We start from the raw sequence: 14,183 nt of genomic DNA, 5'->3' as shown, positions 1-14,183 counted from the left end.
TTCACTACAACCATCCGTTGCAGCTCCGCACCACTATTCGCTAGCAACTTTCATGCCAGCTCCCTGTCTGCCTCGCGGCGACAGGCGCGAATCTATCATATCTCGCTTTTCTTTGTCAAGCAGCTTTCTGCTTTTTTTTCTATTCGTTGCTTATCGGCATCCTTTACACCAAAAAACCTTTTATTAAATCGGCTAACCGCCACGGATGCTTTAGCACAATTTTCATCTATTTGACAACATAACGCACATTTTGCAACTGTTAATTACAAGTGCTATGCGATGGCGAGGTTTAAGTTACTACAAAGCACACTTTCATGTCAATAGGTTTTATTTATTTTTTGCATTTTTATAAACCCGGTAATAATCGATAAACGAACCTAAAGAAATTATAACAGAGATTGCAAAAATAATGATTGCAGCTGTTTTAGTTAGGTCATAGAGAGCTGCATTATGCCAAACCCGGCGGAGAGATGCTGCTATTAACGCGAGAATACCAGCAATCATATAAGCAACAGCTTTTAATTTTCCTCCCGACCGGGCCCCCATGGCAATTCCCAGTTTCATCATCAGGGTGCGTAAGAAAAGAATACCAAATTCTCGGTACAACACAATCATAAGCAACAGTGCTGGAAGGATGCCATCAACCACAAAACATAAAAAGTAAGTAATACGCACAAGGGTATCCGCGAAGGGGTCAAAGAGCTTGCCAAAATCGCTCACTTCGTTCATGCTTCGGGCTACCAGTCCATCAAATAAATCAGTAAGTTCCGCAATGATAAACAATACCCATAAGACCGGAACGGTCCATAGTGCCCCTAAGGCAGGGAACCAAACAGGAATAAAATATACAATAAAAAAAACCGGAGCAAGAATGAGTCGTATCGAGGTAATTTTATCCGCAGATGTCATGATACCACAGTATGGGGTTTGACAGAGCCTCTGTCAAGTAATAGTATGCATTGTTGTACATGGAGTAAAAATGGAAAAAGAGTTATGGTATAGGCTACGCAATTCCATTTTAATAACCCTGAGCGTTTATTGCGGTTTTGAATGGGTTGTTTTCCATATCATTTCGCAGGCTTATCAATTTAGTGTTTTATTTTATTTTGTATTTGTCACAATTCAGATTCTCTTTCATATAGGCATTTATATTTTTTTAAGTATCAGTAAAAACTTTTTCTATCTTGTAGATACAAAAGAAACGCTAAATAAGGTTAATTTGGCAAATAAGATCACTTTACTCAGGATAAGCATGCTGCCCAGTCTAGTTTTTTTAATTATTGCGATAAAGCAGTATCCTGTAGGATCGGTGCTGCTTTCAGCCATAGGACTCACCTTTATCACAGACCTTATTGATGGCAGAATTTCCCGCTCGTTTCATCAGGTTACCTTTATTGGGAAGGTTCTTGATTCGGTCAGCGATTATTCCTTGTTGCTCGTTATCGGCATTGCCTACTTCATCTACGAGTTAATTCCATTATGGCTTTTCACGGCTATCCTGGTGAGGCTGCTTTTTCAAGCCTTTGGTATGCTCGTTTTGCTGATTAAACATAAATCGGTAGAACCGAAACCAACGATTGTTGGCAAAATAACCGTTGCTTCTATTATGATTATATTCGCCCTTGAACCCTTAAAGCTTGTTTTTGCTCAAAATGTGAAAGCGACCCTTGGGATAATAGAACTGCTGGTTTGCATTATTGTATATCTTTCCTTGCTCGACAAAGCCTGGTATTTCTATAAGCAAGGGATCTTAAAAAGAGCCCAATAAAACAGTTTACCAAGGGATAAAATTGATTGGTTCTCTTTCTTCGGGGCGCCACTCGATATGATGTTTAACATTCTTTTCTATGTTTTCTAACCTTATTACACTCTGCTGCTGCGACAGGCGAAAACCGAACAGGGTTTTCAAGAATTGAACGCCGGGCGTATCCATAACAAACACTATACTATTACTCTGCAAGAAATTATATTTTTGACTATCCACAACGCAGGACTTTAGGATAAGCCAGGACCTGCCCCCATAGAGGGGACAAAAGAATTCACTTGTAATTATAAGAAAATCGAGGCGAATTTCGCCTTTCGCAGATAGATTAATTTTTTCTATACGCTTTTCTGGCAGCAGTTGAAATTGAGCAGTCTGCTGCGCCCCGGCATCCGCTTGCATTATGAAGGTTCCCAAAATGCTTGTCGGGGAACGTACCAGAGGGAACCGAAATATTTGAATAGCTAAAAAGACAAGCAATACACCTGTACAGATAATAAATGGGAAACCCAGCCAGAGGGGCAAAAACAAACATAAGAGTGTCAGGCAGATAATACAGGCACCAACAATCAGAACAGGTTGATCCTGCACTATCTTTAACTGTGACACAATTAAGCTCAATGAGAAAAACAGTATGGCCGCAGAAAGTGAGCTAAGAGCTAAGGAGAATAACCTATTTCTGTTCCTGTGCAGAAAACCAGCCAGCGCGGCACCAACAAATACACTGGATAGATATAAGAGGTCCCGCGCAAGATGCAGATTTTCAGAGGGAATAAAGCTGTCCGTATTTTTGCTCCAAATAATGAATAAATGGCTCTGCTGAGAGTGGCCTGCCGGTGACCCGGAGTATAAGATCTCCTGGTTCATAGCGGCAACCATGAATATGAACATTGGATCTTAGCCATTCTAAAACAGGAACATAGTTCTTTTGTTCAATTTGCCGCTCCGTGTCAGGATTTTGGGCCTTTAGTGCTTCCCATAGCTGCAATCCATATAGATTCCCCAGCGCATAGCTGGGGAAATATCCAAAAGCGCCCATTGACCAGTGAACATCTTGCAAGACCCCATTGGCATCCGAATCAGGACGTACCCCAAGAATTGTGTGCATCATAGTATTCCATGCTTCTGGCAGATCGGCAACAGAGAGGTCTCCTGAGAACAGTTTCCGTTCGAGTTCGAATCGTAGTATGACGTGCAGGCTATAGGTAACTTCATCCGCATCAACCCGAATTAATGAAGGCTGTACCCGATTTACCGCCGCGTAAAATTCATCTAAGGATACATCAGCCAGCTGGGATGGGAAGAGACTTTGCAAGCGAGTAAATTGACCTTTCCAGAAAGCATAACTACGGCCTACAACATTTTCCCAGAGCCGGGATTGGGATTCATGGATCCCCATGGATGCTCCATCTCCAAGGGATGTATCGCGGATATGATCCGCAAAACCCATTTCATAGAGGGCATGCCCGCTTTCATGGATAATAGAAAAGAGACCAGAAAGCATATTATGAGGAAAGTATCGGGTGGTAATACGAACATCCCGGGGCCCGAGGGTTGTCGTAAAGGGATGGGCACTAATGTCTAACCGCCCTTGAGTAAAATCGTAGGACAGGTCCTTCATAACCTGTTCGCCGAATTGGGCTTGCAGGTCCACAGGGAATTCCCGGGAAAGAAAATCGCTGCGGGGGGCTGGTTTCTCTCCGATACGTTGGACGAGCCTTGTAAGGCGGTCTCTAAGAGGTACAAACACTCCCTCTATGACGCTTTCAGTCATACCCGGCTCATAAATATCAAGGAGACCATCGTAGGGATGCCCGCTATAGCCCCAATACTCGGCTTTTTTCTTTGCATAGCCGATCATTTTTTCAAGATGGGGCATAAAAGTTTTGTAATCGTTGTTTTTACGAGCCTCTACCCAAGCAGCCTGAGAAAGACCTTCTGCACGGGCAGCTTCGGTCACTAATTCTGCGGGGAGAGCTATTGCCCGATTGTATTGTTTCCGAAATACACGCAAAAAATCCCGTTCAATATCGGGTAAGTCTTTGTCATCAGAAGCGAGCTGTTCAAGAAGGTTTCCGATTTCTGGATCTAAAAATTTTTCGTGCTTAATACCTTCTAACAGCGCAAGCTGTTCCGACCGGCCCTCTACAGCTGCTGAAGGCATATACGTTTCCTGGTCCCATTGAAGCAACGCACTTACTTGGTCCAAATGCTTAATATCCTGATCAATCTTATGCAAGCGTTCCAGCGCTTCCTGTTTTATCATTGTTAGTACTCCTTATTGCCCATATTAGTGAAAACACTTAAGGGTAATGACTCAATAATAACAGGCAAAGCGCTGAGGGACAAGGAAATTGTTAAGGCATCACACTATATTCCTGTACAACCTGTATTTCAGATTGCACATGCGAAACACCGGGGACCTGCTGAGCGCCGGCAACGGCGGCTTCTACCGCAGATTGAGAATTGGCGACCCCCCGCAACACTACCGTATCTCCAGTACATGAGGCCTCTAGAAAATGTATTGGAATGGCAAGTGTATACAGGATATGATGTATAACCTTTTGTCCAAGGCTTAAAGACTGAAGTCGAGTCTTAAGCTGCGCTTCTGTATCGGGGGTTACCATTAAGCTAACGAGGTGTCTTATTTCTTCCGCAGCAGATGCGGGATGAACAAAACCGGTATTCAGAACCAGGTGATAGTGTACCGGATTAGCCCAGTCAATATCAAAGAAATATCGATGAAAGGCAGACCGGTCCTTATCGCTCTGCTCTATAATTTGTTTTGCCCTTTTCTCATCGCAGCGAAAATAGCTTTTTACCCGCTCTATTCTGACAGCAAGCGGCGCAACAAGCCTTATAAAAATACAGCCAGGAATATCCTTGAATACCGCATTGGCGCCACGCCCCACAAAAATACAGGGTCCTAATTCTGCTTCGGCTAAAAGGGCAGATTTTAAATAGTGGATATAATCGTCCCGATCCTTAGACAAGGAAGCCCAGAAAGCCGGTTTTTTTTCATCATATTTTTCTAATTTTTCATTATTAAAACCGTAGGATGTAATCCTATTTTCCAGAGCCTGCTTATCGATAAATCGATAACCAGTCAGCTCCGCCAATTCATGGGCGATTTCATCTCCCAATGCCGCAAGCTCTCGAGAAATGGTTATGATGGCCATATCGTACCTCCTTGCGAACTAGAATTGAAAAGAAAGTCCCTTTCCAATTAAAGCATAGGAGCTTTTTTATTGTTTGTCAAAAATGAGTGGAAAACGAAGGATAAACTGGCTGTTACTTTTCCAATGCCATTCGCAGGTCCCCCGAAGCTGTTGGCAAAGGGCCTCTATAATGGTCTTCCCCACAGTTGGAAGAGGGGAACCTTTCACAGCCGCATTATTCTCAGCAATGAGTCCAGAATCATTAATTTCCAATTTTATCAGATTATCCTCCTCTTTCTGTAGTCTGATAAGGAGTGTACCCTTCTGTCTAACCACCAGGTTATTAAGAGACGTGGCGCAGACTTCCGCAATCACAAGAGAAAGAGGAATAATCTGTTGGGAGCTCATCATAAAACTATCACAAATAATATCTACTGGGAAAAGACCCCGATCAATTTCATAGGTATGTAGTATCTGTTCAACAAGGCTGTGAACAAAGGACCTAATTTCGATTCGTTCAAAAGCTTGGCTCGAAAAAAGCTGCTCATGAACAAGAGAAATGGATTCAATATGGTTTTGTACATTGTGCAAAATGGCCTTAGCATCCGGATCCTCAAGATCTCCTAAATACAGGTGCAATAGGCTTGATACGATTTGCAGGTTATTTTTAATCCTATGGTAGGTTTCTTTTAATAAAGACTCTTTGAGTGAAAGCTCTTTTTCCAGCTGATCTTCCCTGCTCTGGTGATGTGAAATATCTCTAATAATACCAACCGTACCGAGTGCCCCTCCTTCAAATTCCGGCAGAGGCATGCCAACACTGGCAACTTCCCCAAAAGCGTAGACCACTGCCGAGGTTTCAAAGTAAGGCGAAGGACTTTTAGGACGCAGCCGTACTACTAAGTTTTTAGTCATCCGTTTGCCAGTCCTGCGTTCATCAAAAAGCCGGGGAGCTCCTTCTGGCCCAGTTTTTTGCCCCTCTAGGACCTTAAGCACAACCTTGCGACTCACGCGGCTAATATCTTCATTATGAAGGATGGTCGAAAAGTGTTTACCAATGAGTTCTGCCGGGGTATAGCCCAAATGTGAAATAGCTTCGTTAACATACACAAAACGGCCTTCGCCGTCTAAGGTATAAACAATATCTGGCAGCGAATTGACAAGATTCATGTATCTTTTTTCAGAAAGCTGCAAATGCGTATTTTGTCTTTGAATACTTTCGTTAACACCGAGTACCTTCTGTATCATGGCAGGCAGGGAGCCCAAATGCCGGAATTGGGTATCCCTCATGAGAAAAGATGATGATTCGTCTCTAATAACCTCTAAAGCTTTTGATTCTTCCCCATAATACACGAGAAAAATCGCAGGATGGGGCCATAGGGATAGCCAGTCAGCAAAAGCACCGGAAGCAAAATGGAGGTCAGTTATAATAATATCAATAGATTGGTCGTTGGAAAGAAAATTATCGGCCTCTTTGAGATCTGAAGGAATCAGCAGTGAATAAGGAAGATTGTTCAACTGAATAATTTCTGAAAATTGCTCTTGTTCCTTTTGGACAGCTGACGCAAAGAGTATCGTGATCCGGTCTTTCATACTGTAACCAGTATATACGAATTGGGATAAAAAAGCTAATATAAAGAGCATGAACCATGAGCATTTAACCTGGAAAGAGATTGAAAAGAAACAGGCCTATAGCTGCCGGGTGTTTTCGGTACATGACACACTGAGCCAAGCCCCGGACGGATCTATTAAAACCTTTTCGGTAATTGAGGCTCCTGACTGGGCAATAGTCATCCCTGTTTTGGAAACGCCAGAGGGATTAAAATTCTTAATGGTTAGGCAATGGCGCCACGGAAGCCGCACCCTGAGTTTGGAATTTCCCGGCGGCGTTTTAGAACCTGGAGAGTCAGAAGAATATGGGGCACGAAGAGAACTTGCAGAAGAAACCGGATGGCTAGCAGCACGAATTATTAAATTGGGTGAGTTTAGCCCAAACCCTGCGATCATGTCCAACCGAGTTCATGTGTATTTGGCAAAGGATCTGACTTATACGGGAAAACAGGATCTGGACGACGATGAATATGTTGATGTCGAACAGATCCCGATAGAAGAGGCCCTTAAGGACATGGGGAAGGAACCCTACATCCATGCCCTTATGGCGAGTGCACTCTGTCTTTACTTAGCCTTTGGAAGCGGCGCATAGGCCCGGCCGGCTACCCACATACCTTCACGAACTTCCCCGTAAAGGCTGGGAATATCGAGCACGAGACCGGGATGTATGAGGTTCGGATTATCAGGTTGACGGAGCTTAGATTTATTTTTCTCGTATAACAGCTTCCATTTAGTAGGATCGCCATAAACAAAATCATAACCAGATATATTCCAGAAGCAATCCTTGGTTTGAGCCCAGGGACGAACCGTATACCGGGCCGGTAAGGGAGCAAGCTGTTGTACTGAAGCAAGGGCGTCCAAAACCCGCTGAGAAGCGGTAAGGCTGTCCTGCCATCGTTCTTCAGTAAGAGCTTGGGAAGCTTCGCCATAGGCAGTTTGAGCCGCCGAATATTGTTTCGGATATGTTTTATCCGCACCGATGGATGTAGCCCAATCGAGGCGGCTCTTCGCAGCAACTAGAGCGTCCTTAGCAGACTTTATGGTGAGCTGCAGATTGATGTAATCATAGGAAAGCTGGGCATTTTTCAGGGCCTCCGCAGCATAGGTTGCAGCCGCATCATAGTCTCCATATTCAAACGCATCTTCCGCCAGGGTTTTATAACGCAGGCTCTCCCTGTAATAGGGATTGTTCAAAACTCCCGAAGGCAGATTCGCTGTGTCGGGCATTGTTTGTGGAGTATCGGAGACAGCAGCCTGAACAAGGGTAAACAAGGCGGTTAATTCCATAGGTTCTACAGAAACACTGGGATCTATATTCCACAATACAGACAGCACCTGCTGTTCCGAAACGGTTATGGGAGCCTCTTCAGCGAGAAAATCCACTGTACCTGTAAAATCGTTATTTTCTACTACAGTGGACGTATCCTGGGGGTCAAAAAATGAAGGCTCATCCAGATCGGTTTGCGCAAAAAGAGAAACACCAGCGGACAGCAGTATGAATGTAAAAAAGAAACCAATCCGTTTCATCGGCTACCTCCTTCCAGCACTGCATCGGCCTTTTTAGCGGACTCCTCGTTGGCTGACAATTTTTTCTGGGCAGCCTGCATAGCTTCGAGCGCTTTAGCACGTTTTTCAGCGGCTATGTTTTTTACATCCGCAAACTGACGTTCAGCCTGGGCAAAGAGATCTGCGGCCTGATCGTATTCTTCTGCTTTAAAAGCCCGCTCAGCATCGGCATACAAAGCCTGGGCCTGATCGAATTCATTCTTGACGGCCACATTCGCTTTAAGGTCCTGAGCGGCCTGCCGTTCTGCCAAAGCGGCTTGACCTTTACCTGAGGCATTCATTTCCCGGCCCTTGTTCAGTGCAAGGCGGAATCGGAGCAGGGCTTCTTCAGAATTATTCTGAGCTGCAGTAATGTCGCCTGAATCATAGGTTTCTAGGGAAGCCTGCAATTTTTGCTGCGCCAAGGCATAATTTCCCGCATCATACTTAGCAAAATCCCTGCGGTCTATTTCCTGCTGAACCGCATAGGCATCGAGGCCTGTCTTAAGGACCAAATATCTGGCGCGGGCCTCTTTGGCCGTATCTGCAGCGGTGTAATATTCGCCTGCATCGAATTGGGTTTGGGCTTTATCTGCTACACCATCGGCAGCGGACAGCTGGGTTGGCAGAACCTGATCCGCACCGGCTTTTATTGCAGCGTCACGGGCCTTGAGGATTTCCTGTCTGCGAGCCTCCGCATAGAGCGGCAAGGCTTTAAGGGCAAGTTCATCATAGGCATCGGCTGCAGTATTGTACGCCTTTGCGGCCTCTGTATACGAAAGTTGTGTCTTTACCTGAGCCTTTTCCCTGCCAGAAATGAAATATGATTCAGCCATTTTCCATTCATCTGCAAACGTTGCGGGGACTTCGAGATCAAAAGCCTGTTTCCTCGATTTTTCTGCCCGGGCAACCGCCGCTGCTAGCGCAGATTCAGCGGCCTCATCAGGCGGCAATTTCGAAGCATCTGTAACCTCTGTAGTTTTTGGTTCGCCAGAGGGTTCTGCGGGCGCTGTTTGAGCAGCCTGTTCTTCCGCTGGAGCGGGAGCGGCTGGCTTTGGACCGCCGGCACAGGATGACAGCGTCAAAAAGACTAGACCTGTTCCGATCAGAGCCAAAACAAACACTTTGTGTTTCATAGGCACTCCTTACTTGATTGATGAACACTATTGTAGTTCATTTTTAACTTGACTACAACAGTAAATATAAAACAAATTTGCAAAGACCAAGGTTTCATTGTACAGTTCAGAAGAAGGAGTTGTTATGCCAGATATTGTATTTGAAATAACAAAACATTTCGGTGTACTGTCCGAGGAAAAATCTGGATGGCGAAAGGAACTTAACCTGGTATCTTGGAACAATAGGGCTCCAAAACTCGATATCCGAGATTGGTCACCGGATCACGAAAAAATGGGGAAAGGGGTAACCCTGACGAAAGAAGAAGCCCAGAAGCTGCAGAATCTGCTGCAAGAAGCAATACATACGCTCAACTGAGACTAAAACCCGTATTTATTTTAGCCCTTTTTCAGAGAAGCAATAGCATCCTGAGTAAGCTGATCCACCCGTTCATTATAGGTATTGCCTGCGTGGCCTTTTACCCAACGCCACTCTACATGTAATGCCGCAGCTAATTGGTCAAGCTTCTGCCAAAGATCTTGATTTTTAACCGGTTCTTTACCGCTGGTCTTCCAGCCATTCCGCTTCCATCCCTGGATCCAGTTTGTAATTCCCTTCTGGACATATTGAGAATCGGTATACAGGGTTAGGCCCGCTGCCCGCAACGAATCATAGGACAACAGAGCTTCCAGGGCTTTTACTGCCGCGGTGAGTTCCATTCGGTTGTTGGTGGTGTTCGGTTCCGCACCCCATTGTTCTTCCAGAACGCCCGCTGATTCAGATACGATGATATAAGCCCAGCCGCCGGGACCGGGATTGCCCGAACAGCCCCCATCGGTGAATACCATTATGTTGGGTTTTTCCATGCTAGATTTTAGTCCTTTCGTAGGCTTCTTTGAGCAATGCGGCGGTGGTATCCCATCCAATACAGGGATCGGTGATGGAAACACCGTATTGCAAGCCTTCTCCGCTGGGGCTTGGGTTTTGGCATCCTTCGTAGAGGTTGCTTTCGAGCATAAAGCCGATAACCGGAGAAGCGGGTTCTTCCCGCTGGGCTAGTATATCCTGCAACACCAGAGCCTGCCGTTCGGGTTTTTTCTCCGAATTGCCATGACTACAGTCGATGATGATAGAAGGCCGCAGTTTTGCATCTGCCATTTTTTGGGCTGCTTCGTTGACATGGAGCCGGTCAAAGTTTGCACCGTGTTTTCCGCCCCTCAATATAAGATGGCAATCGGGGTTGCCTGAGGTACGCAGCACTATGGTGTTCCCCTGCCGGTCAATACCAACAAAGGAATGGGGACTGGCAGCGGAGACTATTGCATTTATAGCGATTTGAACATCCCCGTCGGTAGCATTCTTAAAACCGATAGGCATGGAAAGACCCGATGCCATTTCTCGGTGAGTCTGTGATTCGGTAGTTCTCGCGCCAATCGAAGCCCAGGATATGAGCTCCGCAATATACTGGGGGATAATTGGATCTAATATTTCACTTCCTGCAGGGAGTCCCATTTCGTTGATTTGAACCAAAAGCCGCCGGGCAATCCTGAGGCCCCGGGAAATATCGTAAGACCCATCGATCCCAGGGTCAACCAGAAGACCCCGCCAGCCAAGGGTTGTGCGGGGTTTTTCAAAGTACACCCGCATCACTATGCAGAGCCGGTCCCGGTATTGTTGGGCCAGGTTCTGGAGCCGCTGTGCATAATCGAGAGCCGCCTCAGGATCGTGAATAGAACAGGGGCCGACTATGGCCAAAAGACGTTTATCCCGGCCATGCAAAATATCGGTTATCTGCCGGCGGCTGTGGGCGACCGTTTCGGCCGCAGCATCGGAAAGCGGTATTTCCCGAGCCAGTTCCGCAGGCGAAACCAGGGGAATTTCAGCGACAATGCGCAGGTTGTTTGTTCGTATCATAGTAAAACCTGCCCCTAGCATATCGGGAACAGAGTTCTTAAACAAGCTGCATAGAAATTTTTATACCATCTTTCGTAGTTACCGTTTTTCAACCTCACACCAGAGGCCTGTTTCTGCCGACTTTTTAAGCGCATCCAGCATCGCCATGTTGTTAATTGCATCGCTTATCGGGGTGGGAACCTCTGTTTTCTCCAGAATAGCCCTTGCAAATGAGTCAAATTCCAATAGGTACTGATCGACAATTTCTGTTTCCACAATCCTGCGCCCCACATCGGTGGCAACATGAATGCGGCCACTAACATCGTTATACATATTAAAGGGGATTTCTATGCTTAGACTGCCACCTGTCCCATAGGCATCAAAACGCTGGTTTGAAAAAAGCTGGGTACCTACAGTAAAAGTTGACCTCTTACCAGCACCAAAATCGAGGATACCAGAAACAAGTATGTCGGTTTTGAACTCCGGGTCCCGCTGCATTGTACAAAAGACTCGCTCAACTTCCTGCCCCATCATAAACCGGGCAGAAGAAACAGCATAGCAGCCGATATCCAAAAGGGCTCCACCTCCGTATTCAGCGATATTACGGATGTTCCGCGGATCCCTGTTATTATAGGTAAACACACAGTGCGTAGCCATGAGCGATCCAATCTCGCCGCTCCGGACCAGATCCCGAGCATGCTGCCATTGGGGATGGAAACGGTACATAAAGGCTTCCATAAGGGGAACCTTGCGTTTAGCGCAGTATTCGGCAGCATCCTGAGCCTCCTGAGCATTGAGGGTGAGCGGTTTTTCACAGAGTATGGGCTTCCCCGCATCTGCAGCCTTTTTTATCCACGGGAGGTGAAGATGATTGGGAAGCGGGTTGTAGATAAAATCGATATCCTTATCCTGCAGCAGTTCTTCGTAGGAGCCATAGGCCTTTGTAAAGCCCCAGCGGCGGGCAAACTCTTCGGATTTTCGCAAATCCCGGGAAGCAATAGCGTAGGGTTCGATTAACAAGGATTCCAGCATCGGTACGGCGATTCGCTTGGCATAGTGGACCGAACAACCAAGCACACCCATTTTAAGTTTTTCCATCATTCACCTCCCATGATGAGTTTTTTATAGTGCAGTCCCGTCGGTGTTGCAGCAAGGCCTCCTTCGGCACTCTCTTTTATAGAGGCGGGCATACTATCCCCTATTTGCTTCATTGCCTGGACAACTTCTTCGAAGGGAATAACACTGCGGATCCCCGCAAGGGCCAGTTCCACCGACGCAAGGGCCTGAACCGCGAGCAAGGCATTCCGTTTCACACAGGGGACTTCCACTAGACCTGCCACGGGATCGCAGGCGAGACCTAAGGAGTTCTTAAGTGATAGAGCTGCAGCGTCGATGCAAATCTCGAATGGGGCTCCTTCGAGAAACGCGAGGCTGGCGGCAGCCATGGCTCCGGCGGAACCGCATTCAGCCTGGCAGCCCCCTTCGGCTCCTGCCAGTGTAGCCCCCTGGGCGATCACCATGCCTACAAGGCTTGCCATGAGAAAGGCTGAGCGGAGGCGGAGGTCATAGGGGGGCCCCAGCGGCGCGGGAATAGATGCGAAATTTTGGGAACCCAGAACCCGGCTTTCCCAATAGGCCCAAATTACTCCGGGTACGATGCCGCTGGAGCCCGCGGTGGGGAAGGCCACAATTTTACCGCCGCAGGCATTCACTTCGTTGATGGCCAGCGCATAGGCAATGGTGCGATTGAACAAAGGCTCTGCTATAAGCTTGTTTTGCGCATGTTGGAAGGCGTAGGCCGCCCCCTGGGTAAGGCCCGACCGCGAATGCTGGGGCTCAGAAAGACCGCGGATAAGGGCTTGGCGGGTAACCGCTATACGGCGGTCCAATTCTTCAGTCACTGAAGCTAGGCTTTTGTCCGAAAGAAAGGCTTCCCGCTGCAAGAGATAGGTGTCAAAGGAAAGCTTTTCAGCCTGCAATAGGTCCTGCAATTCTATTAGGGTCGAAAATTGGTACTTCATAGCTGCTCCAGGGACGGCAGATGGATGACCGAAAAGACCGGCGGCAGATTGGAAATCTGATCTACAATGGACTGGGGAATGGGATTATCTACTTCGATAACAAGAAGGGCCTCATCGCCCTTTTCTTTCCGGTGACTGGATGTGGCGGCAATATTAATGTGGTTTGCCGCGAGAATATGGGACACAATGGCAATAACGCCAATTTCATCCCGGTGTACCACCAAAAGGGCATCGAGCATCCCCGAAAGGGCAACCATGTAGCCGTTAATTTCATCAATCTGGATAGAACCGCCTCCGATGCTGCTTGCACGCAGGCGAAGCTGTTTATGAGAACCGGAGATGATGAGACTTACCGTATTGGGGTGCCATCCTGTGGGGAGTTTTGGCATGGCTTCTATGGTGATGTGAAATCCTGAACCCTCTGCTAGTGCTTTCTCTAGGAGCTTTCGGCCATCCCGCAACTGTTCGTCCTCCGGGGGGATACCCATGAGGCCCGCCACTATGGCATCTCCTGAACCATGACCTAGCCAGGTAGCTGCCAGGGAGCCATAAAATTGCACCGTCACCGAATCTGGTTGTGTGCCAAAGAGCCTCCGCGCTAAATAGCCTATTCGGGCCACACCGGCGGTATGTGAACTGGAAGGGCCTATCATCACGGGGCCGAGAATATCAAATAATGACAACTGTTTTTGGGCTATGGTCTGATGCATGAAACTAAGTATACTCCTCTTGTCTCGTAAACGGAATAGTCTTTGGCTCCCTTGCCAAAAAGAAAGGATTTGGACCTTTTTCTGTTGCCTCTTTTGGCTCATTTTTAGTATTTTATAAGGGAGCCTTCGCTGGACAGATGAAGGCATATTATCCCATACCATACTACGCCGTAGCCGCTTCAGCAAAAAATCTCCGATGGAGGTTTGTAATTTTTGTTGATGCGCCTAAGGCAGAGAAAAGAGGAGAACGAAAATATGGCGAAACAGTTGATGTTCAACGAAGAAGCCCGCCGCAAGCTGCTCTCTGGTGTTGAGCAGATTTCCAAGGCTGTAAAAGTTACCCTTGGACCCAAGGGCCGCAATGTGCTCC

Annotated in this window: 16 protein-coding genes; 4 read left to right on the top strand and 12 right to left on the bottom strand. The window is 46.8% G+C overall.

Going from position 1 to position 14,183, the window contains the following annotated elements; genetic code table 11:
- Positions 1-234: hypothetical protein (locus Q7P68_RS12785; protein WP_304226282.1), on the top strand; the 234-nt coding region annotated here is incomplete at its 5' end.
- Positions 235-327: 93 nt separating this feature from the next.
- On the opposite strand, the gene pgsA is transcribed toward Q7P68_RS12785, so the two are convergent.
- The gene (gene pgsA, locus Q7P68_RS12780) at positions 328-909 is read right to left on the bottom strand and encodes a CDP-diacylglycerol--glycerol-3-phosphate 3-phosphatidyltransferase (protein WP_304226280.1); all 582 of its coding nucleotides are present in this window, start codon (positions 907-909) and stop codon (positions 328-330) included.
- Between the two features lie 70 nt (positions 910-979).
- Here pgsA and Q7P68_RS12775 point away from each other — a divergent pair, with 70 nt between their 5' ends.
- Positions 980-1,768: a CDP-alcohol phosphatidyltransferase family protein gene (locus Q7P68_RS12775; protein ID WP_304226278.1), complete on the top strand. Its 789-nt coding sequence runs from the start codon at positions 980-982 to the stop codon at positions 1,766-1,768.
- 6 nt (positions 1,769-1,774) lie between these two features.
- Here the strand turns inward: Q7P68_RS12775 and Q7P68_RS12770 are convergent, their stop codons facing one another.
- The 4 genes from Q7P68_RS12770 to Q7P68_RS12755 all read right to left on the bottom strand — a co-directional run bounded on the left by Q7P68_RS12770 (position 1,775) and on the right by Q7P68_RS12755 (position 6,513).
- Positions 1,775-2,383 (bottom strand): hypothetical protein, encoded by a 609-nt coding sequence (locus tag Q7P68_RS12770; RefSeq protein WP_304226277.1) that lies wholly within the window; start codon positions 2,381-2,383, stop codon positions 1,775-1,777.
- A 142-nt stretch (positions 2,384-2,525) separates the two neighbouring features.
- A complete protein-coding gene (locus Q7P68_RS12765; protein WP_304226275.1) occupies positions 2,526-4,028 on the bottom strand; it encodes a carboxypeptidase M32 in 1,503 nt (500 codons plus the stop codon).
- A 91-nt stretch (positions 4,029-4,119) separates the two neighbouring features.
- Positions 4,120-4,941 carry a cytidylate kinase family protein gene (locus tag Q7P68_RS12760; protein ID WP_304226273.1) on the bottom strand — a complete coding sequence of 274 codons (822 nt, stop codon included), beginning with the start codon at positions 4,939-4,941 and terminating at the stop codon, positions 4,120-4,122.
- A 66-nt stretch (positions 4,942-5,007) separates the two neighbouring features.
- A complete protein-coding gene (locus Q7P68_RS12755) occupies positions 5,008-6,513 on the bottom strand; it encodes a sensor histidine kinase (RefSeq protein WP_304226271.1) in 1,506 nt (501 codons plus the stop codon).
- A 49-nt stretch (positions 6,514-6,562) separates the two neighbouring features.
- On the opposite strand from Q7P68_RS12755, the gene Q7P68_RS12750 reads away from it, so the two are divergent.
- A complete protein-coding gene (locus tag Q7P68_RS12750) occupies positions 6,563-7,123 on the top strand; it encodes an NUDIX hydrolase (protein WP_304226268.1) in 561 nt (186 codons plus the stop codon).
- On the opposite strand, the gene Q7P68_RS12745 is transcribed toward Q7P68_RS12750, so the two are convergent.
- Both Q7P68_RS12745 and Q7P68_RS12740 read right to left on the bottom strand, forming a co-directional pair.
- On the bottom strand, positions 7,096-8,058 hold the full coding sequence (locus Q7P68_RS12745; protein WP_304226266.1) for a LysM peptidoglycan-binding domain-containing protein: 963 nt from the start codon (positions 8,056-8,058) through the stop codon (positions 7,096-7,098). The genes Q7P68_RS12750 and Q7P68_RS12745 overlap by 28 nt on opposite strands.
- Entirely contained in the window at positions 8,055-9,212 is a 1,158-nt protein-coding gene (locus Q7P68_RS12740; RefSeq protein ID WP_304226264.1) for a hypothetical protein, read from the bottom strand. The genes Q7P68_RS12745 and Q7P68_RS12740 overlap by 4 nt, the downstream gene beginning before the upstream one ends.
- 124 nt (positions 9,213-9,336) lie before the next feature.
- Between Q7P68_RS12740 and Q7P68_RS12735 the strand changes: the two genes are divergently transcribed.
- Entirely contained in the window at positions 9,337-9,567 is a 231-nt protein-coding gene (locus tag Q7P68_RS12735; protein ID WP_304226262.1) for a YdbC family protein, read from the top strand.
- Positions 9,568-9,587: 20 nt separating this feature from the next.
- On the opposite strand, the gene rnhA is transcribed toward Q7P68_RS12735, so the two are convergent.
- The 5 genes from rnhA to sdaAB form a co-directional block, all read right to left on the bottom strand.
- A complete protein-coding gene (rnhA, locus tag Q7P68_RS12730; protein WP_304226261.1) occupies positions 9,588-10,055 on the bottom strand; it encodes a ribonuclease HI in 468 nt (155 codons plus the stop codon).
- A gap of 1 nt (position 10,056) precedes the next feature.
- Complete coding sequence (locus tag Q7P68_RS12725) at positions 10,057-11,103, bottom strand: 3-deoxy-7-phosphoheptulonate synthase (RefSeq protein ID WP_304226259.1); 1,047 nt, start codon at positions 11,101-11,103, stop codon at positions 10,057-10,059.
- A gap of 78 nt (positions 11,104-11,181) precedes the next feature.
- A complete protein-coding gene (locus Q7P68_RS12720; protein ID WP_304226257.1) occupies positions 11,182-12,180 on the bottom strand; it encodes a Gfo/Idh/MocA family protein in 999 nt (332 codons plus the stop codon).
- Positions 12,180-13,103, bottom strand: coding sequence for an L-serine ammonia-lyase, iron-sulfur-dependent, subunit alpha (locus Q7P68_RS12715; protein WP_304226256.1), 924 nt, complete (start codon positions 13,101-13,103; stop codon positions 12,180-12,182). The genes Q7P68_RS12720 and Q7P68_RS12715 overlap by 1 nt, the downstream gene beginning before the upstream one ends.
- On the bottom strand, positions 13,100-13,813 hold the full coding sequence (sdaAB, locus tag Q7P68_RS12710) for an L-serine ammonia-lyase, iron-sulfur-dependent subunit beta (RefSeq protein WP_304226255.1): 714 nt from the start codon (positions 13,811-13,813) through the stop codon (positions 13,100-13,102). The genes Q7P68_RS12715 and sdaAB overlap by 4 nt, the downstream gene beginning before the upstream one ends.
- Positions 13,814-14,183 lie beyond the last annotated feature (370 nt).

This window comes from Gracilinema caldarium (assembly GCF_029265695.1).
GTDB lineage: Bacteria > Spirochaetota > Spirochaetia > Treponematales > Breznakiellaceae > Gracilinema > Gracilinema caldarium_A.
Note: the sequence above shows the minus strand (reverse complement) of the source record. Positions and strands in the feature narration are given on the sequence as shown.